General features: G+C 27.9%; 17 protein-coding genes, 2 tRNA genes and 1 pseudogene. 13 read left to right on the forward strand and 7 right to left on the reverse strand.

Going from position 1 to position 21,807, the window contains the following annotated elements:
• Window positions 1–82 precede the first annotated feature (82 nt).
• A tRNA-Phe gene (locus K5Q05_RS00975) sits at window positions 83–155 on the forward strand.
• A gap of 194 nt (window positions 156–349) precedes the next feature.
• On the forward strand, window positions 350–1,894 hold the full coding sequence (locus K5Q05_RS00980; protein ID WP_025443922.1) for a hypothetical protein: 1,545 nt from the start codon (window positions 350–352) through the stop codon (window positions 1,892–1,894).
• A gap of 8 nt (window positions 1,895–1,902) precedes the next feature.
• On the opposite strand, the gene rsmD is transcribed toward K5Q05_RS00980, so the two are convergent.
• Window positions 1,903–2,448: a 16S rRNA (guanine(966)-N(2))-methyltransferase RsmD gene (rsmD, locus tag K5Q05_RS00985; RefSeq protein WP_025443921.1), complete on the reverse strand. Its 546-nt coding sequence runs from the start codon at window positions 2,446–2,448 to the stop codon at window positions 1,903–1,905.
• 88 nt (window positions 2,449–2,536) lie between these two features.
• On the opposite strand from rsmD, the gene K5Q05_RS00990 reads away from it, so the two are divergent.
• The 7 genes and pseudogenes from K5Q05_RS00990 (at window position 2,537) to K5Q05_RS01020 (ending at window position 11,632) form a co-directional block, all read left to right on the forward strand.
• Window positions 2,537–3,367: a UTP--glucose-1-phosphate uridylyltransferase gene (locus K5Q05_RS00990; RefSeq protein ID WP_025443920.1), complete on the forward strand. Its 831-nt coding sequence runs from the start codon at window positions 2,537–2,539 to the stop codon at window positions 3,365–3,367.
• The gene (locus K5Q05_RS00995; RefSeq protein ID WP_025443919.1) at window positions 3,368–5,065 is read left to right on the forward strand and encodes a BB_0208 family protein; all 1,698 of its coding nucleotides are present in this window, start codon (window positions 3,368–3,370) and stop codon (window positions 5,063–5,065) included.
• Between the two features lie 1,090 nt (window positions 5,066–6,155).
• Window positions 6,156–6,245 (forward strand): annotated as a pseudogene (locus K5Q05_RS04380) (tetratricopeptide repeat protein); the annotation flags it as partial.
• Entirely contained in the window at window positions 6,238–8,574 is a 2,337-nt protein-coding gene (locus K5Q05_RS01005; RefSeq protein ID WP_099497104.1) for a tetratricopeptide repeat protein, read from the forward strand. The pseudogene K5Q05_RS04380 and the gene K5Q05_RS01005, both read left to right, overlap by 8 nt.
• On the forward strand, window positions 8,567–10,405 hold the full coding sequence (mutL, locus tag K5Q05_RS01010; protein ID WP_099497103.1) for a DNA mismatch repair endonuclease MutL: 1,839 nt from the start codon (window positions 8,567–8,569) through the stop codon (window positions 10,403–10,405). The genes K5Q05_RS01005 and mutL overlap by 8 nt, the downstream gene beginning before the upstream one ends.
• Before the next feature lie 20 nt (window positions 10,406–10,425).
• Window positions 10,426–11,466 (forward strand): hypothetical protein, encoded by a 1,041-nt coding sequence (locus K5Q05_RS01015; protein WP_025443917.1) that lies wholly within the window; start codon window positions 10,426–10,428, stop codon window positions 11,464–11,466.
• Between the two features lie 92 nt (window positions 11,467–11,558).
• Window positions 11,559–11,632, forward strand: a tRNA-Ile gene (locus tag K5Q05_RS01020).
• Window positions 11,633–11,634: 2 nt separating this feature from the next.
• Here the strand turns inward: K5Q05_RS01020 and K5Q05_RS01025 are convergent.
• On the reverse strand, window positions 11,635–12,291 hold the full coding sequence (locus K5Q05_RS01025) for a hypothetical protein (protein WP_025443916.1): 657 nt from the start codon (window positions 12,289–12,291) through the stop codon (window positions 11,635–11,637).
• Window positions 12,269–12,847, reverse strand: coding sequence for an elongation factor P (gene efp, locus K5Q05_RS01030; RefSeq protein WP_025443915.1), 579 nt, complete (start codon window positions 12,845–12,847; stop codon window positions 12,269–12,271). Before efp ends, K5Q05_RS01025 begins: the two co-directional genes overlap by 23 nt.
• Before the next feature lie 119 nt (window positions 12,848–12,966).
• Here efp and K5Q05_RS01035 point away from each other — a divergent pair, with 119 nt between their 5' ends.
• From K5Q05_RS01035 to pstB, 4 genes are all read left to right on the forward strand, one after another.
• Window positions 12,967–13,818 carry a phosphate ABC transporter substrate-binding protein gene (locus K5Q05_RS01035; protein ID WP_025443914.1) on the forward strand — a complete coding sequence of 284 codons (852 nt, stop codon included), beginning with the start codon at window positions 12,967–12,969 and terminating at the stop codon, window positions 13,816–13,818.
• A gap of 81 nt (window positions 13,819–13,899) precedes the next feature.
• Window positions 13,900–14,808: a phosphate ABC transporter permease subunit PstC gene (gene pstC, locus K5Q05_RS01040; RefSeq protein WP_025443913.1), complete on the forward strand. Its 909-nt coding sequence runs from the start codon at window positions 13,900–13,902 to the stop codon at window positions 14,806–14,808.
• Between the two features lie 104 nt (window positions 14,809–14,912).
• Entirely contained in the window at window positions 14,913–16,346 is a 1,434-nt protein-coding gene (pstA, locus tag K5Q05_RS01045; protein ID WP_025443912.1) for a phosphate ABC transporter permease PstA, read from the forward strand.
• A complete protein-coding gene (pstB, locus tag K5Q05_RS01050; protein WP_025443911.1) occupies window positions 16,347–17,111 on the forward strand; it encodes a phosphate ABC transporter ATP-binding protein PstB in 765 nt (254 codons plus the stop codon).
• A gap of 1 nt (window position 17,112) precedes the next feature.
• Here pstB and K5Q05_RS01055 read toward each other — a convergent pair whose 3' ends face one another.
• From K5Q05_RS01055 to K5Q05_RS01070, 4 genes are read right to left on the reverse strand one after another with little or no spacing between them, the layout of a single operon-like run.
• Window positions 17,113–17,934: a ZIP family metal transporter gene (locus K5Q05_RS01055; protein WP_025443910.1), complete on the reverse strand. Its 822-nt coding sequence runs from the start codon at window positions 17,932–17,934 to the stop codon at window positions 17,113–17,115.
• 26 nt (window positions 17,935–17,960) lie between these two features.
• Window positions 17,961–19,742, reverse strand: a complete 1,782-nt coding sequence (locus K5Q05_RS01060; protein WP_025443909.1) for an alanine--tRNA ligase — start codon at window positions 19,740–19,742, stop codon at window positions 17,961–17,963.
• The gene (locus K5Q05_RS01065; RefSeq protein WP_025443908.1) at window positions 19,742–20,959 is read right to left on the reverse strand and encodes a flagellar motor switch protein FliG; all 1,218 of its coding nucleotides are present in this window, start codon (window positions 20,957–20,959) and stop codon (window positions 19,742–19,744) included. The genes K5Q05_RS01060 and K5Q05_RS01065 overlap by 1 nt, the downstream gene beginning before the upstream one ends.
• Entirely contained in the window at window positions 20,946–21,647 is a 702-nt protein-coding gene (locus K5Q05_RS01070; RefSeq protein WP_025443907.1) for a 6-phosphogluconolactonase, read from the reverse strand. Before K5Q05_RS01070 ends, K5Q05_RS01065 begins: the two co-directional genes overlap by 14 nt.
• Window positions 21,648–21,807: the final 160 nt, after the last annotated feature.

Consider the following 21,807-nt stretch of genomic DNA (forward strand, 5'->3'; position numbering starts at 1 on the left):
AATCACTTTTTTATTGACAAAAAATCTTGTTTATGAAAGAATTATTTCTGTTAATAAAAACTATGCTCTTAAAAAAAACCTAGCCGCTGTAGCTCAGTTGGTAGAGCAAAGGACTGAAAATCCTTGTGTCAGGAGTTCGATTCTCCTCGGCGGTATTATGTAAGTTAAAGATTTTTGTATGTAATGTAGCCAAAATTTAAAGGAGCAAATAGACTTTACTCCTCTATTGTTGAAGGCTATGTAAAATAAATATGACTATATCTCAATTGACAAAATATAGAGCTAAATTCTTATCTCACAAATTCAGTTATCTTAGAAAATGATATTGAAGGCTTTAAAAGGACTCTCAATGATTCTTAAAGAAACAAAAAAAGTAGAAGATCTAACAGAAAATGACATAATCTTTTCAAATATTGGAAATCTGGCTAAGTTAAGTACAAGAATAAATGAAAAGATAATTAAAGTTCTCAACAAAGGTAATGTCTCATGTGTACCAGTAATAAATAATTACAATAACATTCCATATGAAAAGCTAATAAATATAGTTAATGACGAACTTCTAAATAATGAAATCAATTTTTTAAAGGAAGACCTAGCAGAAGTTTTAAAAGACATATATAAACCATTTTCAGAAAAAGACAAAATATTTACAATTGCCGGAACAAAAACAATCATTAATTTAAATATTCTCATGGAAAAAGAACCTGATCCAATTTACCATAAGGCAATAATTGAGGGCAGCTCAAATATTTTACCAAAACACAAAATAATATCTATTCAAAAGATACTATCAAAAATATATAATTACTTTGATTGCCAAAAAATTAGAAATAAAGATAATCTTAATAGTACAAGAACAATAAAAAAGCTATACCTATACTCAATTAGAAGAGATTATGAATTCTTCAGAGGGCAAGTAAAAACAGAAGGCGATTCTGTATTGCTACATGCAATTGATACCACAATATACTTTTTAATAACCATTGCACAGTTAAATAAAGAAAGGGCAAGAAAAAATGCTCCACGTTTAACATCAAAATTTTTTATTGACAAATCAGAATTAACAGAATTCACAGAATTTTTTTATGATAATGATACTATATTACAAGCTGCACTTGGAGTACTATTACATCCAATCGGACTCATGCATACCACAATATTACAAGAATTAAGAGAAAAGATTAGCCTTAAGAATGAATACATAAGAGAAAAATATGTGTCTAAAATAGAAATTTTAGAACAAAGTGTCAATGTTTCCAAAAATCTATTTAGAATGAGAGAAGATATTTCTGCCATTACAAAGATGATGATAAACGGACAAAAAAATTATCTTAACATCAAAAATGATTCAAAAACAACAATAAAAAAATTTACCCATGAACTTACTAGAATATTTTGCATAATAGACGTTTATGATGAAATGGTTAATCCAATAATCATCAAAGAACCTGTTAATCCCTTAGAGGCTATTAAATTTTTAACAGAAAACAGTGATAAATACCATTGGAAAAAAGACAAACCAGAAGAATACTTAAAAAACAAAAAATTTGATGTCGAAATGCTAAAAAATTTTCTGAAAGTGCTTGCACCATTCGATTATGGAGATATATTAGACGTATACACAAAAAATTGCAATGAACTTCTATTTAAAGCAGTTGTCCTTGAATATACAATAGGTATTTTGCCTATTTTATCCATTATAAAACAAAAGGACAAATTCTATAAAATTGGAGACATACTAATGAATATTGAAGCCAAAGAAATTATCATAAAAAAACAAAATGGAACAATTACGAAAAATCCATTAAAAAATGCTGATAAAATTGAATTAAGGCACAACATATCAGAACTCAAAAGTAATGAATTTAAACTTTTAACTTCTAGTCAAGAATAATGCTTTCTCTACACATAAGAATTGACCTTAAAAAAATCAAGTCTTGAACCCCCATATTTTCTAAAATCATACCTAGAAAGTCTTAAAATATTATCGTCTAAATTTTCTCTCGAAGGATAATGAATAATAATTTTTGCATCTTTCTTTAAACTTTCATTTCTCGATATTATTTTAAGCAAATCTTCTTTAAAAGAATACTTAAAAGGCGGATCAAGATAAATAATATCATAAAAAAGATTATTCTTTTTAAGGAAAAATTCAGCCTTACTGAAAAAAAACTTGTAAGGTTCACTTACAAACTCAAAATTCTTAATTAAAATATTCTTAGAAAGCCTATTATAATCAACAAGATGAGCAAGACCAGCTCCCCTACTTAAAGCCTCAAGAGACATTATCCCCGTACCTGCAAATACATCAAGAAAATTTGACCCTAAAACCTGGTTAAAAAAAATAGAAAAAAAGGCTTCTCTAACAATAGCCATCACAGGACGCACACTACCTGTTTTAGGAAAAGTAATTTTCCATCCCTTATATTTACCTGCACTTATATGCACAAGGACAAATTTTAAACCATTTTTAAAAAATGTTAAATACTTACAATCCAAATTCTGATATAATTTTACTTGGGAGCGCAGACAAAATATGAAAGGAATTATCTTAGCAGCAGGATACGGAACAAGATTTCTACCAATTACAAAAACTATTCCAAAGGAAATGCTGCCAATTTTAAACAAACCATCAATTGATTACATTATTGAAGAATTCACTAGTTCTGGAATCAAGGAAATATTAATAATAACTTCAAGGAGAAAAGGAGTTTTGGATAACTATTTTGACAGAGATGTTGAACTTGAGACTGCATTTACAAAAGAATACAAAAAAGATTTGCTAGAAAAAATTAAGATTAAAGATATTAATATTAGTTTTATAAAGCAAAGTGCAATGATGGGAACAGGTCATGCTTTATTACATGCAAAACCCTGGATAAGGACTGAAACTGTAATAGTTGCATATCCTGATGATTTACATATTGGAAATCCATCCTTAACAACACAACTAATAGAATTACACAAAAAAACTGGAAAAAACATATTATCTGTCATCGAAAATCCCAAAGACATTAATAGATATGGAGTAGTAGAATTACATAAAGACAACATTCATGTAAAAAATATCGTAGAAAAACCAAAAATTGGAAAAGAACCAAGCAATAAAGCATCTATTGGAAGATTCTTATACACACATGAATTTTTTCAATATTTAGAAGAAGGATTTAAACTTCACAAAAAAGGAGAATATCACCATATTTATGCTTTACAGAAATTGATGTCTGAGAACAAAGTATTATATAAAAAAGTAGAAGGCGAACGACTTGATATAGGTGATGTTGAAGGTTATTTAGAATCAATAATAAAAGTCGCAAAACGTGATGACAAATTACTACAAATTATCAAAGAATCACTAAAGGATTAAATGAAGATATTAACAAAACATCAAAAGTTCTATGACAATCTTAAAATATTAAAAAAATACATAAACGCAAACATAGAAGAAAAAATTTTAAGGTATAGCATTTTATCAAAACTTTATAAACTCAATGAAGAAGAAATTATAACTCTTATCAAAGTAAGTAAAAATTACGAACTTCAAAAAAACTCAACAAATACCACACTTGAAGAATATTATTATGAAGAAACACAAGACAAAAAAGTCAAAAACTGGCTGCTAGAAATAATTAGAGAAAAAAATTTATTACACATACAAAAAGAAACAAATTTTATTAGCAAAAGACCTGAAATAACATACAAATTAAACTCAACCAATTTTCTCAAACTAATTGCAATACAAAATAATAAAAAATACACACAAGAAAAAAAAGAATTATATAAACAATTAATATTAAATTTCTCTAGTAATTTAAAAGTAGACAATTTAGAACCAACAATAGATATACTAATAGCCGTAAAACATAGAGACAAGAAAAAAATTAAACAAATATTAAAATACAATCAATCATTTCAAAGATTATTTAAATCAAGCTTAAGAAAAAAACAAAGTAGAGTAATTAAAATAAAAAAACTGCTTATTTTAACCTATTGGCCAGTAGGATGTCTATCTAAATCACTTTTCAACAAAATTTTAACAAAAACCTACAGATACATAATAGACGAAGTTTTAACCTTAAAGTACGATGAAATCCTAAAATACCTAAGAGCAATAAAAACTTTCAGTCTTAATAAAATTTTTTACAAAGGATCAAATAAAAATTCTAATTTTAACTATTTTTTCAGTGATTTTACACAATATACCCCAAAAGATTTCCAAAATACTTTAAAGACTTATATATCTTCACTTGAAAAATCTGCAACAAAACAATATCTAAAATGGTTTTTTAAAGACAAAGTACCAAATGAATGGTCAGACTTTATATTTGCAATTAAATATATTGAAAAACATAAGCTGATAAATTTAAATGAAAATATAGAAGATATTACCATGGCAAAATTTAAAGCAGAAGAGTTTTTTGTTTCGTTTGAAAAAATGAATTTCAACCCATATGAAGACTTAAAAATATTTCAAAACAAGCACATACAAAGAACATTCTTACAAAACATAATAAAATATATAAAAAACAATACAAAAAAAATAGATACATGCGGATGGATTGCATTTTACATATATGCAGATGAAGATGACAAGGTAAAATTTTCAAAGAATATAAAAAAATTTTTTAAGAGCAAAAATAACGAAATTCAAAATCAAATATTTGTCTACTTCCTATCTTTTTATACAAAAATTGATAAAAAACATTTTAAGTTCATATCAGAAATAATGATCCAACTTGATGAGAGTAAAATCACAGTACCTGAAAAAATAATAAAAATGCAAAAAACAACTCTCTACAATGTAAACTATCATAAATCATATATTTTCATCAAATCATTAATTTTAAGAACAAGAGTATTTAAAAAAATACTTCACAAAAATATTAAACTAGAAGAATTTAAAACTGAAACACTACTACCTGCCATATATTATCTTGCTTGTTATTATAAACCAGATACATTAAAAAAAGAAAAAACAATACCAATCGAACAAAAAGAAGAAATAATGAAATTTATCATATTCTTAAATAAAGAACAAAATAATTTTGACTTTAAAACGCTATGAAATATAGAAATATTTGCTTAAAAGTAATAAAATAATACTCATAAAAGATATGAAAAAATGCTTATCACCGCTTAAAAATTTGGTCATCTCACTTATTTTACTATTTAACTCAAACCTCGCACATTCCCAAAGATTAATCAAGGTTGGACAAGAAGAAATAAAAAATAAAAACTATCTAAAAGCAATCAAAATACTCAGTGAAGCTATACATAAATACCCAAAAGTACAAAATGGATACTATTTTTTAGCAATGGCTTATAGAGAAAATAATCAACTAACAGAAGCAGAAGGAGCACTATTAGATGGAATTGCAGTAGGAGGGGATATTGATTATAAGTTATATTTTGAACTGGGTAATATAATGTTTAAACGAGGGGAAGGCTATTATAATTTAGCAATTCAATATTATTCCAACTCAATTAAAAGCATGCCCAATTATGACGAAGCATTGCTTAATAGAGCAAACTCTTATGTTGAACAAGGAAAAATTCATTTTAAGAAAAAAGATTACAAAAATGCATGGGATTCATACACTATGGCAATCCATGATTATTCACAATTTATTACACTAAGACATGAAAGTGAAAAAAGAAACGCTATTCTCCATATAATAGATCGTTTAAGAAAGAAAAAAGCAGATTTGGAAAAACTTGATAAAAACCACAAAAATAGAAGTGAACAAATTATCACAGAACAGCAAAAAGGTCAAGACGAAACACAAATTCAGGACAAAATACAAAGTCAAGACGAAACACAAATTCAGGACAAAATACAAAGTCAAGACAAAACACAAATTCAGGACAAAATACAAAGTCAAGACAAAATACAAAGTCAAGACAAAATACAAAGTCAGGACAAAATACAAAGTCAAGACAAAATACAAAGTCAAGACAAAATACAAAGTCAGGACAAAATACAAAGTCAAGACAAAACACAAATTCAGGACAAAATACAAAGTCAAGACAAAACACAAAGTCAGGACAAAATACAAAGTCAAGACGAAACACAAATTCAGGACAAAATACAAAGTCAAGACAAAATACAAAGTCAAGACAAAACACAAGGTCTTCAAAACAAAAAAACAATGATTAAAAAAGAATTTAAAGATATCTTAAAAACAGATTCTTTAATTGAATTAGAAAAAATTAATTGGCAAGAGGAGTTAAACATAGATGAATAAAATAAGAAGCTTACCTATACTAATAATTTTAATAGTATTACTTATTACTTCATTTGGAGGCCTTGGTTATTATGTGTATAAAGAACGAATAAACAAAAATAATCAAGAAATAATGCTAAACGAAGTAAAAAATAGTATTATGGATAGAAATTATAAAAAAGCATACTCAATAACAAAAATTCTAAAAAATAAATATCCACAAAATACAGACATTGCAATCCTTGAAAACACTCTATCAGAACTTGCAAATAATAGCCCTTTTGAATCAAAAGATTTACAAAGAGATACTGCTAATCAAATACTAGATAAAATACAAGGAAAAGAACAATCAATACCAATCAACAATGAAAATTCCGAAATTGCTTTCAATAATAAATATATCAAAGACACTACAAAAATAGAAAACTATGCCGATAGAAAAAACAATACTGGTATTGAAAACGAAGATATTTTAGAATTCAAGCAAATCACAGTACCTAAGAATCTAAATAATAATAAAAGTAAGATAATAAATCAGGAAAAGACAAATCTAAATAACAATGAATCTATTGAACATAAAAAAAATTTATTTGACTTAAAAAAATTAAAAGAAAGTCTGAATAAAGAATTAAATAAAGCTGAAATCTCTCAATTGCACACTCCAAAACAAGTTATAGAAACACATAAACAAAATGAAGATAAACTTATCAAAAAGAAGACAGACGACTTTCAAGAAAATAAAATAAAACAAATTCTAAAGCCAGAAATTAAAATAGACAGCACAGATACAAAAAACACTTCCATCTCACAAAGTAAAATAATTAAAAAAATAGATCAGTCTTATAATTATGTTATAAAAAAAACACTCTATGAAATATTAGATAATATTAATACCGGAAATTCTTTAATTGCAAAAAAAAGACTTAACGAACTCATTAAAAAAGGATTGAGTAATAAATTTAATAAAATCAATAACTTAATTGATCAACTAAAAACTCAAGAAGCATCTAATCTTTTAATTCAACTAATAAGACAAGATATCGAGCCAAATTTACCCAACATAAAAAAGGCTCCTTTTAACAAGAAGCTTTTAAAACAAAAGCAACATAAAAAAGAAATTCCTCAACTAAATGAGCACTCAATAAACGATCAAATAAAAATTGAAAAAAAACCTCAAATCCATTCAGACCATTCCAAACAACCTCAAACAGATTTAAAATCTCTTCAAATGCTAGCATTAGCAAGTGAGAAACAGCAAGACTTCAAAAATGCCGAAGAAATTTATGAAAAAATTGCAAGCATTACAAATAATGAAGAAGATTACTATAAAGTCGGAATAATGCAATTTAAACTTAAAAAATATGAAGAATCAATAAAAGCATTTGATAAAACAATATCACTGAATCCAAAACATAAAAAAGCATATACAAATAAAGGAACAAATTTAATTTTATTAAATAAACCAAAAGAAGCAATTGAAGTTTTCAAAAAAGCAATTGCCATTGACCCCAATTATGATACTGCCTACTACAAAAAAGGAATAGCAGAAGAAAAAAACAATGACAAACAAAATGCTTTCTTAAGTTTAAAAAAAGCTTATGATATTAAAAAAAATCCCAATTACGCCCTGCAAGCAGGAATTATTGCAAACCATATTGGAGACTTTCAAAACAGTGAAAAATATCTAGAAAAGGCAATAGTATCGATAAAAGAAAAAAATGATGTTATGTTTTACAACCTAGCAATAGCAAAATTTGAAAATAATCGCCTGAATGAATCACTGCAAACGATTAATAAAGCTCTTGACATAAATCCAGAGAAACCTGAATATTTATATTTAAAAGCATCCATTTATCTAAATAAAGAAAATTACAATGAAGCAATACCTCTCTACAATAATGTAGTTTTAAAAGATCCTGAAAATATTACGGCCCATATAAATTTAGCAATAGCATACGAAAAGTCCGGCAATGAACTAAAAGCAATTGAAATTCTTGAAAAGATTAGCAATAAAAATCATTTATTAGCATTAAACAATCTTGGTATACTTTACAAAAACCAAGGAAACTACCAAAAAGCAATAAAAATTTTCCAAAGAGCAGAATCTCTCTCAAGTCTTGAAGCAAAATATAATCTTGCAACAACCTTTATTGCTGTTAAAGACAATAAAAGAGCAACTACAAAATTACAAGAATATATCAAAGAAAATCCAAACAATCCAGAAGCCTTACACGCACTAGGAATAATAGAATATAATGATAATGGGAATGATACAATACTTAAAGAGGTTATCAAAAAATTTCCTGATTATAAACAAAACAATATAATCATGCAAATAATAAATGAATAAAATAAAATTTCTAGATAAAAGTCTTGTACAAAAAATAGCAGCAGGAGAAGCCATAGATCGGCCTTGCTCTGTTTTAAGAGAATTGCTTGACAATGCAATAGATTCCGGAGCAGATAAAATTGAGGTTTTTCTTGAAGAAGGTGGAATCCGCAGAATACTCATCATGGACAATGGCAGTGGCATAAGCCAATCAGATTTAAAGATATGCTACCTACCCCACACAACATCAAAAATAACTGAAGAACAAGACCTTGAAAAAATCAAAACACTAGGATTTAGAGGAGAAGCTCTCTCAAGTATCGCCATTTGTTCAAATCTCACAATAACAAGCTCAATCACAGGAGAAGACAGCTACCAAATTGAAGTTGAAAATGGAATTGAAAAATATTTTAAAAAACAATCTGCTATAAATGGCACAATAGTAGATATTACAAATCTATTTCATAATCTCCCAGCAAGAAAAAGATTCCTAAAAAAAGATTCTGTTGAGACAAAAATGTGCATAAAAGTTTTTGAAGAAAAGGCTGTCACTCATCCCAATATTGACTTTAAATTGAGTATAAACAACGAATTGAGAAAAGTTTACTTTAAAGAAAGCCTCATAGATAGAGTGCAAAGCGTATATGGAGAAATAATAGAAAACAATAAATTTGGGAAAATAGAAGCAGAATATGAAAGTATAGAAATGCAAATCTTTTTCGCCCCACCTAACTTCTCAAGAAAAGACAGACGAAATATAAAAATATTTGTCAATAGGAGACCCGTAGAAGAGAAAAGTCTATTATCAGCAATAATTGACGGACATAGAAGAATACTAACTAATAGAAATTTTCCAATATGTTATCTATTTTTAGAAATAGATCCCAGACATGTCGATTTTAATATACATCCTCAAAAAAAAGAAGTAAGATTCTTTAACTTACCATTTCTTCCTAAACAAATTGCAAATAATATTAATGAATTCTTTGACAGAGAAAAAAAAGAAATTTTACAAGACTATCACAATATAATAATAAAAAGACAACTAACAAATGATGCTCATCTATTACAATCTGAGAATGATTCAACAAACTCAGATTTTCAATCTTATGAAATCACAAAAAACAAAGCATTAATTCTAGACAAACCACAAAATAATAAAATAACAAACATAATAGAAGATAAAGTAAAATTTGAAAGTCAAAATCCAATTCACAAAGATAAACCATCATTTAAAAACCACATACAAAATATTTTTCTACAAACTTCCAAAACAATAAACGAGCTCCAAAAACCAATAGAAAAAAATCAATTCAAATATATGGGACAACTATTCTCAGAATTTCTAATAGTAGAAAACCATGATGAAGTTTATTTCATAGATCAGCATGCACTTCATGAAAAAATCATATATCAAACTCTAATAAATTCAAAAAAAATTATCCAAAAACTTTTAGTACCAATTGAATTTCAAGTAGACTTTGAAGATACAAATAAAATACTAGAAAGCGAATTAGAAGAATATAGAAAAATAGATATTATAGTTACCAAGATCAAAGAGCAAACCTATCAACTCGAATCAATTCCCAATATTTGCAACAAGTATGAAAATATTATTATCCAATTTTTAAAGACAAGAAAAAGTAAAACAATTGATTCTTTGAAAGCCGAATTATACGCAACAATTGCATGTAGACAAGCCATTAAGAGCAATGATATAATAAGCTCTGAATTTAGTAAATTTTTAATAAATGAATTTTTCAATCTCAAACTGAAGCACTGTCCACATGGAAGAAAAATTTATCATAAACTTTCCAAATTTGAGCTTGAACAAAGTGTCAACAGAAAATAAAATTAAGATATGAGCTACTTATGATAAAAGATCTTAAGTTTAAAATTCAAAAACTAATCCTAGAAAAAGACAAAAAATTAGTTGAACTTGGAAAAGCGCTTAAAAACAACAATACAATAGAACTGAAAAAATTAAAATCTTACACATCTTTAAAATTAATAGAAAAAGAAATAGCTCAGCTTAAAATAAACTTAAACAAAACAGAAGATAACGAGAATAAATTAAAAGAACTATACAAAAAGATTCAAAACTACAAAGAAAACAAAAAACACGTCCTAAAAACATACGAAACAAAACTTAAAAAAATTATCGAAATAATAATAAATAAATATCCAAACAATCTGTCATCAATTTTAAAACACAAAATGAACATTACCAAATCAATACTTGCAAAGTATAAATACAGAAAAACAGAAATAATAAAGTTCAACGAAAAAGTCAATTTTTTTAAAAAATTTATGATAAATATTAAGCTAATGCTAAAAGCAATTATAAATCAAATAAATATAGAAAAAATAGGAAAAGAATTCGAGAAAAAAATAATAAAAGAACATTTATTCTCAGAAAACTTAGAAAAGTTAGTTAATGAATTTATAGAAAGCAAAGATTTAAGCAGAGAGATTATTGAAGAATATAAGTTAATGAATGAAATTCAGGAAGAAATCATAAAAATAAGTAGCAAAATCAAAAATAAAAGAACAAAAGAAAATATTAATAATAAGAATAAAATAGAAAACGCTATTAATATTGTTCAAACAAATAAAGAAGCTATTTTAAAAAAAATTGCCGAAGAATTTGTTGAGATGTCAAAAACAGAAAAGGGATTAAATAAAAGCGGCGCAATCAATTCATCGATAGAAACAATAAAAAAGTTAAATCAACAAATATCCACATTAAACGAAAACCTAGTAAAAGCAATAAAAATGAAAGAAATTGAAAAAATACAAACAAGAATGCAACAACTTATAAGCAATAAAGAATCAATTGAGAACAAATTAAACACACTAAATTCAAAAATAGAAACCATAAAAAATGAAATCGATGAACTTGACAATAAATAAAAAAGTAAATACAATGTCTTAAAGTATTTAAAAGCTTTAATTGGCATAAGTGAATTTAACTCACTTATTAGAGATTTTTAGCTTTGATTACAGGGTCCATAGCTCAGTTGGTTAGAGCCCCCGACTCATAATCGGGTGGTCCCAGGTTCAAATCCTGGTGGACCCAAACTAATTTAATTTAAAAAATAGGTTAGAATTTTTTCCTATATAGTAAAATCCTAGGTAAGTATCCAAATTACCGTCACTCATTTGAGTATTAATCAAGTCTTCAATCTTAGCAACTGAATATAAAAAGTCGATTTCATCCTTAGGCGTTCTAATAAGATACACATTATTATCACTAATCTTATTTAATTTAACCATATCCTTAAATTTATACACATAATCATGCATTAAAGCCAATTCTTCTTCTGATAAGCTTAAATTTATGACAATGTCTTTACTATATACCCTCATTCCAAAATCAAAAAGAAGAACTTTTGCTTCAAAACTTTCAAAAGTCTTATCAGCAACATTAAACCTCAAATCCTTACAATAAAGAATATCCTTACCGAGAACAGAATCAATGAAATAAGAAACGTATTTATCCTTAGTCATTTCAATAAATTCCTTACTATTAATATTTTCAATAACAAATTTGCTTATATCCTTAGAATTCAAAACTCTAACTGCAAAATCAAAAGTCATGAAATAATCCAACTTATCCTTAGTGAAATAATAATTAATCACATAATCAACTTCCTTTACATCAGGATAACTCATATCACAAGAACAGAAAACAATAAAAAAAAACAATATATTGTTAATCTTTAAATCTCTCAACATATTCCTTTGTTTCAGAATTAACTAAAATCTTATCTCCAACATTAATAAAAAGAGGTGCTTTTACTATCAATCCCGTATGAAGGATAACACTCTTCATAGCATTAGTTACGGTATCACCTTTCACAGCAATCTCAGCATCTACAACTTCAAATGCAATCTTTGGAGGTAATTTAAGATCAATAACTTCATCTTCCCACTTGACAAGAGTATAAATTTCAGCCTCTTGCAAAAACAGAAACTTATCCTCAATGTCTGCAACTTCTTTTAAATTCACATTAAATTGATCATAAGTTTCTAAATCCATAAAAATAAGATTTTCATTCCTCCTATAAAGATATTGAGACCTCACTTCTAACACTTCAATTTCTTCTGCTGTGTCAGCACCCTTTAAAGTTTCATTAACAATAGACTTATTTTTAAGATTTTTAAGCTTTAATCTTACAATAGAACTACCTCTACCCATTTTAGAAAATTCTCGAGTAAGAACAACATGTGGCATGCCTTTAAAAAGCAAAAAAACCCCTTTTTCAATATCTCCAGACTTAATTATACTCATCTAATACCTCGAATTTATAATCTGTATAATAACTTATATCAAAAAATCAAAATATTTACTATTCATTGACTTATACAAGATTAATGATATTATATATAGTTGTAAAAGGAGTTAATTTAATGCAAGCAATCAAAATGCTTTTTTCTATTTTACTAGCTTTTTTATTTAGTAATTGTACAAATAAAAGTAAAGAAAATGTAATTGCAATCGGTGGATCTACCTCAACAACCTCTATTATGGATGAAATGATTCTAAGATATCAAAAAATAAATGATCAACTTAAAGTGACTTATGATGCACAAGGTAGTAGCGTTGGAATTAAAGGATTATTTGATGGTATTTATAAAATGGCAATATCTTCAAGAGACGCAACTGAAGAAGAAATAGCTGAGGGAGCAAAAATCACGGTCATTGCTTATGATGCTTTAGTATTTATTACAAGTCCTGACATCAAGATAACAAACATTACAGAAGAAGATTTAGTCAAAATACTTAATGGAAATATTAGAAATTGGAAACAAGTCGGTGGACCTGATGCTAAAATTAACTTCATAAATAGAGATTCATCATCTGGTTCTCATTCATCTATTAAAGAACTACTTCTTGATAAGATATTAAAAAATGCTGAAGAATCTCAATTCAGAAAGGATAGTATTGTGGTAAAATCTAATGGCGAAGTAATTGAAAAAGTAAGCCTTACATCTCACTCAATTGGTTATATCAGTTTTGGATATTCAAGAAGTTCAATGGAAAAGGGTCTACACACACTCTCAATAAATAGCATATATCCCACAAAAGAAACGATAATCAAGGGAAAATATACTATAAAGAGAAGTTTAATAGCAATCACGAACAGTATCTCTGAGGATCAAAATACACTTGACTTTATTAAGTTTATGCTAAGTCCAAATGGACAAGATATTGTTGAAGAACAAGGGTTTATAAGAGTCCACACAACTAAAAACAACTAAAATCATGACAAATTGGCTAAAAATCTAAGGTAAATATAAACTTAACAAAGTTCAATTTCTACAGGGGAACTCTTTTAAAGCATGAAATTAACTTTAAGGACAAAAAGAAATATTGTTAAATTGGCTTTCAACTGTTTTATTTTTGCATCAACAACAATTAGTACTTTGGCAATATTGCTATTAGTCTTATTTGTAATTAAAAATGGATTAACGCCATTTCTTCATAATAGAATTAAAATTTGTAATTTCCTATTTAGTACAAATTGGAATCCTACTAGCAGATTACAAAAATCTTACGGGGTTTTATCCTTCATTATAAATTCAGCTTTAACAACATTTTTCTCCGTCTCAATTGCATTACCAATTGGACTTGGATTTGCAATTTACCTATCTGAAAAAGCAAAGGGAGCTTATCAGAAAATATTACAAACTACAATAGAGCTCTTAGCAGGAATCCCAAGCGTAGTTTACGGATTTTTTGGAAGTACATTTATAGCATCCCTTATAAAGAACATCGTTAAAAGAGAGGACAACTTAGGATATAATCTAATAAACTCAGTAATAGTTTTAAGTATAATGATACTCCCAACAATAATTAGCGTTTCATACACAGCACTTAAAGCTGTTCCAAAATCATATAAACTAACATCTCTTGCACTAGCTGCAACAGATTGGCAAACAACATATAAAGTAATGATTCCTTCAGCTAGAAGAGGTATCTTAGCAGGAGTAATATTAGCAGTTGGAAGAGCCATTGGTGAGACAATCGCAGTTTTAATGGTTGGAGGTGGTTCACCCCTATTTATAAAAAATATATTTTCGCCCATTAGAACTTTAACAATAAACATTGCAATAGACATGGGATATGCATCTGGAACTCACAGAGAAGCTCTATTCTCTACAGCACTGGTCTTACTATTATTAGTAATAATAATAAACTCAATTAAGCATTTTATTCTATCTTCTTCTAAAAGGCTAAAAATCAAGTGAATACAATTAAAATAAACAAATTATTCAATAAAATCGCATTTTGCATAATAAATTTCATTGCCTATTCCTTAATAATGCTATTAATTTTCATAATATCTTACATAATATACAATTCACTATTCTTTACCAGTAAAAAACAGACACTATTTTTAGATGAAAAAAAATATTTTTTACCATTCAAATTTAATAATAAAATAATAAAAATTGCCTTTATTATTAATAAGAGCATAAAAGCAGAAGAAATCACCACTCAAGATATCTATAACATATACAACAATAAAATTTCACACTGGGGCAGCATATCAGATCAAAATATTGACATAGTTCCAATTGCAAGTTCACAATCAAACCTTTCCAGCAAAATTATATTAGAAACTTTCACCAAAGACAATAAATTTAATAATAGATATATAAAAATTATAGAATCTAATGAAGAAATGATATCAACTGTCAATCAAACATCAGGTGCTATTGGATACTTAAGAAAAGAGGATCTTGAAAAATTAGATTTTAAAAAATATCCGAAGATCAAACCCTTAAAAATTAGCTCCATGTCTATCTTAATAGGCAAAAAAACATTGCAAAAAAGTGAAAATGAAATCATTGATACACTAAGTCTTAATGAGATTAAAGAGTTACTCGTAGGCACAACAGATTGGAATGAATTAATATCTAAAACTATCAAATTAAATATTATAAAATATTCAGATTATGATAAAAACGCAATAAAAATAGTAGAAGAAAACGAAGGAACAATTGCAGTTGTACCTTGGCACGCATTCTACAAAAGTGATGCACCCTTTCTCAAACTATACTACATGCAAAAAAGCATGCCTTTAAATTTAAATTTCATATTATCTACTCCAAGAAATTCTGGAAAATATGGAGGAATTTCTTACTTAATCTTAAATACATTTTATGTCATACTATTAACAGCAATAATCTCAATTTCAATAGGAATTGGCACAGGAATAATGCTTGCAGAATATACTTCAAATAAAGTACTGTATAAAACAGTATCTATGAGTGTTGATATATTATCATCAATTCCTGCTATTATTTTTGGACTTTTCGGACTTATCTTTTTTGTGCCAATTTTAGGTATGGGAATACTTTCTGGAGCAATAACAAGTTCTTTAATGATATTACCAATGATCATTAAAACAACTGAAGAAGCACTAAAATCAATTCCTAAATCATACAAATATGGTTCTTTTGCCCTAGGTGCCAATAAAACAGAAACTATAATTAAAATCTTATTACCCGCTTCTAGTTCAGGTATTTTAACAGGAATAGTGCTTGCAATAGGACGTGCTCTTGGAGAAACTGCCGTACTCCTATTTACAATGGGAACAAATTTAGGACTTGCAAGTTCCTTAAATGAGCCTTCAAGAAGTTTAACTGTACATCTATTATTATTATTTCAAGAAGGATATCTAGACAAAGGTTTTGCAACAGCATCAATACTTATAATAATGATACTTTTAATAAATCTAACATCAAAATTTCTAATCAATAAACTATATAGGATCAAGTAAATGACTGAAGATAAAGCAATTATTAAAACTGAGAATTTAAATTTGTTTTATACAGATTTTAAAGCATTAAATGATATTAATATATCAATACTAAGAAATAGCATTACAGCCTTAATAGGCCCATCAGGTTGTGGAAAATCAACATTTCTTAGAACACTTAATAGAATGAATGATCTTGTGGAAGGCGTTAAAATAGAAGGAAAAGTTATATATGAGGGCAAAAGCATTTATTCAAATAATTTTGATGTACTGGAACTTAGAAGAAAAATTGGAATGGTTTTTCAAACTCCTAACCCATTCTTGATGTCAGTTTATGACAACATAAGCTATGGACCTAAAATTCATGGAATTAAAGACAAAAAAAAACTTGACGAGATAGTTGAAAAATCATTAATAAAAGCTGCACTCTGGAACGAAGTAAAAGATAAACTTAATAGAAATGCTTTAAGTCTTTCAGGGGGACAACAACAAAGGCTCTGCATTGCAAGAACTCTTGCAATTGAACCAAATGTAATATTAATGGATGAACCTACTTCTGCTCTTGATCCAATCTCAACAGGAAAAATTGAAGAATTAATAATAAATTTAAAAGAAAGCTACACGATCATAATCGTAACTCATAATATGCAACAAGCTGGACGAATATCTGATAGAACTGCATTTTTCCTTAACGGATACATTGAAGAAGAAAGCCAAACAGATGATTTATTCTTCAATCCTAAAAATATTAAAACAGAAGAATACATCACCGGTAAATTTGGCTAATTTACCCCAAAGAAACATCTAGAAACATCATCAAAGCAAACCCAAGAACTCCAAATATAGTTGGAACCTTATTGTCAATATCTTTCCTTTTAGCTTCAGGTATTAATTGTTCAATTGAAACATAAATCATTGCCCCTGCTGAAAAAGATAAAGCAAAAGGCAAAATCCTAGTAAAAGTATAAACTGCATAAGATCCTAAGAATCCACCAATAATTTCTACTAAACCTGACATTTGACCATAATTAAAACACTTCCATAAAGGCACATTTCCTCGTCTTAAAGGCAAAGAAATTGCTGCACCTTCCGGCATATTTTGAATACCAATTCCTAAGGTAAGAATCATAGCTCCAACTAAAGTATGAATGTCAGGCGAAGAAGCTAAAGCACCAAAAGCAACACCAACAGCAAGTCCTTCTGGAAAATTATGCAACGTAACAGCTGTAAAAAGTAAAAAATCCTTTTTACCATGTCTTGTTAAATCTTCATCAATAAATGTTAGCTTATCAAGATCTGGCACAAATACATCTACAACATATATAAAAAATGCTCCAAAAAGAAATCCAAAAACTGCCGGTACCCATGCAACATAACCAAGTTCTTCTGCCATCTCTATTGCTGGTTTAATAAGTGAAAAAAAACTAGCAGCAATCATAATTCCTGCTGAAAATCCAAGCATAGCATCCATTATTTTATTATTTACCTTTCTAAAACAAAAGACAGCAGCCGCTCCAAAAGCTGTAGTAAACCAAGTAAAAGTAGAACCCAAAAATCCTAAAAAAATAGGATGTAAAGTTAACAAATAATCGCCTAAACCTTTAAACATAAAGTGTACCCTCCATATTCTTAATCTTAATTAATCAAAATTGCTCTTATTCTTCTTATGCCTGAAGACGAGGCTTGTTCTTTTTGTATCTTAAAAATACCAAGCTCACCAGTATTATTAACATGAGGACCGCCACAAACTTCAATTGAAAATCCATCGATTTCATACACACTCACAACATCTTCATACTTCTCACCAAATAAAGCCATAGCACCCTTAGCCAAAGCATCATCCAGACTCATCACAGATCGCCTTACAGACAATTTACTTTTTATCTGTAAATTAACCATATCTTCAACTTTTTTAATTTCATCATCTGTCATTTTATAAGGATGACTAAAATCAAATCTTAATCTCTCACCAGTAATATTACTGCCTTTCTGCCTTACATGATCACCTAAAACTAGTTGAAGGGCCCTATGAAGTAAATGAGTAGCTGTATGCAATTTAGTAGTTTCATATCTACAGTCTGCAAGACCTCCTTTAAAAACTTTATTACCTCCTTTCTTAGAAACCTCTTGATGTTTTCTAAAATGCTCTTCAAAGCTTACTTTATCCACACTAAATCCATGCTCAGCTGCAAGTTCTTCCGTTATCTCATAAGGAAAACCATAAGTATCATAAAGTTTAAAAGAAATATTACCTGGAATTGATTTTGATGATAATCGCTTAATTAACTTAACAAATTCCTGCTCACCATAACGCAAAGTTTTAAAAAATTTTTCTTCCTCTAAATTTAATTCAGCCTTAATAAACTCTTTTTTTTCTGTTAATTCTTCATAAAAAGATTCATAAATCTCCAAAACAGAATCAACAAGATCTGCTAAAAAATGAGCCTCCATCCCAAGTTTCTTTGCATATCTAATAGCCCTCCTAATTATTCTTCTTAAAACATAACCCTGCCCCATATTAGAAGGAGAAACTGAAAAATGATCAGCTAAAATAAAACAACTTGCCTTAATATGATCAGCAATGATTCGCATAGCTCTATCATTCTCTAAATTTTGTCCATAAATTTTTCCAGAAATCTTCTCTATCTTATCAATTATAGGTTTAAATGCATCCGTATCATAAACTGAAGATTTTCCTTGCAAAAATGTAATTGTCCTTTCAAGTCCCATACCTGTATCCACACATTTACGATTTAGTTCTTCATAATTTCCATTCTCATCCCTTTTGTATTGCATAAAAACATTATTCCAAATCTCAAAATACTTACCACAAGAACATGTAATATCACACTTAGTAGAACATTTCTCTTTGCCTGTATCTACAAATATTTCAGTATCTGGTCCACAAGGACCCACGTTCCCAACAGGTCCCCAAAAATTACTTTCTCTTGAGAGATAAAATATTCTATCTCTAGAAATCCCAAGACTTTCCCACACATTAGCTGTCTCTATATCACGAGGAATACTCTCATCACCCTCAAAAACACTAACATAAAGTTTATTTTTTGAAATATTTAAATAATTAGGTGAAGTTAAAAACTCAAAACTATACTTTACAGAGAGTTCTTTAAAATAAGCACCAAAAGACCAATTTCCAAGCATCTCAAAAAAAGTTAAATGAATAAAATCTCCAACTTCATCAATATCTCCTGTTCTTAAACACTTTTGAACATTAACCAACATATCACCAGATGGATGCATTTCTCCAAGAAGATAAGGTACAAGAGGCTGCATACCAGCCGTATTAAAAAGGACTGTAGAATCATTATCAGGAATTAAAGACTTGCCTGCAATTTCATAATGTCCTTTACTTTTAAAAAATTCTATATACTTTTTACGTAGTTCATTAAGTTTCACTAAACAAATTCCTCATTTTTTCTATATATTACCAACTCGCCCTTTAAAGTTAAATTCTTAATATAATCAACAAAAGATGTAGTCATTAATTTTATATCTTTCTTTTTGACTTTTTTCAAAAAAGACTCTTCTTCTAAAATAGAATCTTTACGTCTTCTTGAAACATTAAAAAGAATTTTATCTCTAATTTCATTACTTTTATCTTTAATAATAACTGCAATATCATTATCTGTAAATTCTCTTAAAATATTATGCATGTCATTATCTGTAATCCTAAGTATTATGTTAATATCAAATATTTTTTCTCTAATCTCACTATCTTTAAGAGGATCTAAAGCTTTCATATCAATACTAGTCAAAAGATTTTTCTCATCCTCAGCATCCATATAACTTAAAATATCAACAAGTATTTTAGAACCATCTAGTTTTTCGGTTTTAAGCCTCCCCTGCATTTCAAATCTGCTTTTTAATCTATTAGAGATAATCTCAACCATATCTATATTTAACCGCCTTGGCTTAGCAAGCTCTTTAATAAACTTTTTCTTAATATCTTTTTCAAACATAGAAAAAACATATTTTTTCTGCTCTTTAGTCAAATAATTATATATTATCAAAAGCGTTTTAATGTTTTCATCTTTAATTAAAGCCCAAAGCTGCTCATTCTCAACAAAAGATAAATAATCAAAAGGCAAAAATGGATCAATGCCTGTAACTTTTTTATAAATCTCTTTTGCTTTGGCCTTACTCAAAGATTTATTCAACACTTCATAAGTAAACTTATCATCAATTTTGAAATATTTTTTCTCACTTCTTACCAGCTCCTCAAATTCTTGAATAATTCGTTTTTTATCACCAGGAGTAATGTACTTAATTTTAGTAATTTCCCTAGTAATCAAAATTATATCAGAATCATCAAGCTCAGCCATAATCTGCGCCGATTTTTCAAGACCAATAGCCAAAAAATATTTTGCTATTTTTGATAATTTACTTTCTTTACGAATAAACCCTGGCTTCTCCATTTTTTTATCAGAAAAACTTGATTCGCTGAAAGTTCCTTTTTTTCCTCTCTTTACAAGATTGATCCAAGACTTCAGCAGTGAACCTTGCATCTCAGAATCAGAAAAATCATTATTCAAACTTTCTTTTGCAACACTTTTCAAAGTTCTTACTCCTAAATTTTTTGCATTTTGATATTTAGAAAGCCTAGGATCTTGCATAGACCCCTTCAATATTTGTAAGAACTAATAAACACGAATGATCTTTGAAAATCCTAGCTGGACATAAACTCAAAGAAACTTCTGAATTTAAAAAATTCTTTAAAGCATCTTTTTTTTCATTACCAATAAAAAGTAATACAGAAGCCCTAGAAAAAAGTAAAGATTTGGGAGTAAGGCTAATTCGCTTATTAGGAAGCTTTGGTGAATCATATTCATACTGATACCCCTCCATTTCAGAGAATAAAAGTTTTTTTGAAGGAAAAAGAGAAGCAAGATGACCATCCTCACCAACAGACAAAATGCTAAGGTCTAACCTTGTAAATCTAGAATTAAATTCAACATTGTAATTATGAATAGATAATGCTTCATCAAACTCACTGTAAATAAATGGATGAAAATTACCACCACAGACTAAATTCTTTTCTACCATTTTAGAAAAAAATCTTTCATTTAAAAGCTTAAAATTACTAGAATCGCTATTTAAATCAACACAACGCTCATCTACCAAAAAAAAATGAGATTTTTTAAGAGAATAATTCTTCTCATAAAAGATATTGAGAAAAGAAATAATATTCCGACCACCACAAATCCCAATACTAGTAAAATCATCTTGACTAATATTGTTCACAAAAAAATCAAAAAATCTGCCTTTTAAATCACTTTCTTTATTAGAATAAAAAAACTCCATCACTATTCCTTTTAATAAACTTAATTTAAGTAATAACAAACCATTGTAACTACCCTTAATTTCTTCTTTAAAGAATTTTCATGAATTTATACAACTTTCATCAACTATAAAAATTCGACTTATAGTTTTAATTTTTCCCAAAACTCCCAAAACAATATCT

The organism is Borrelia miyamotoi (genome assembly GCF_019668505.1).
GTDB classification, from domain to species: domain Bacteria; phylum Spirochaetota; class Spirochaetia; order Borreliales; family Borreliaceae; genus Borrelia; species Borrelia miyamotoi.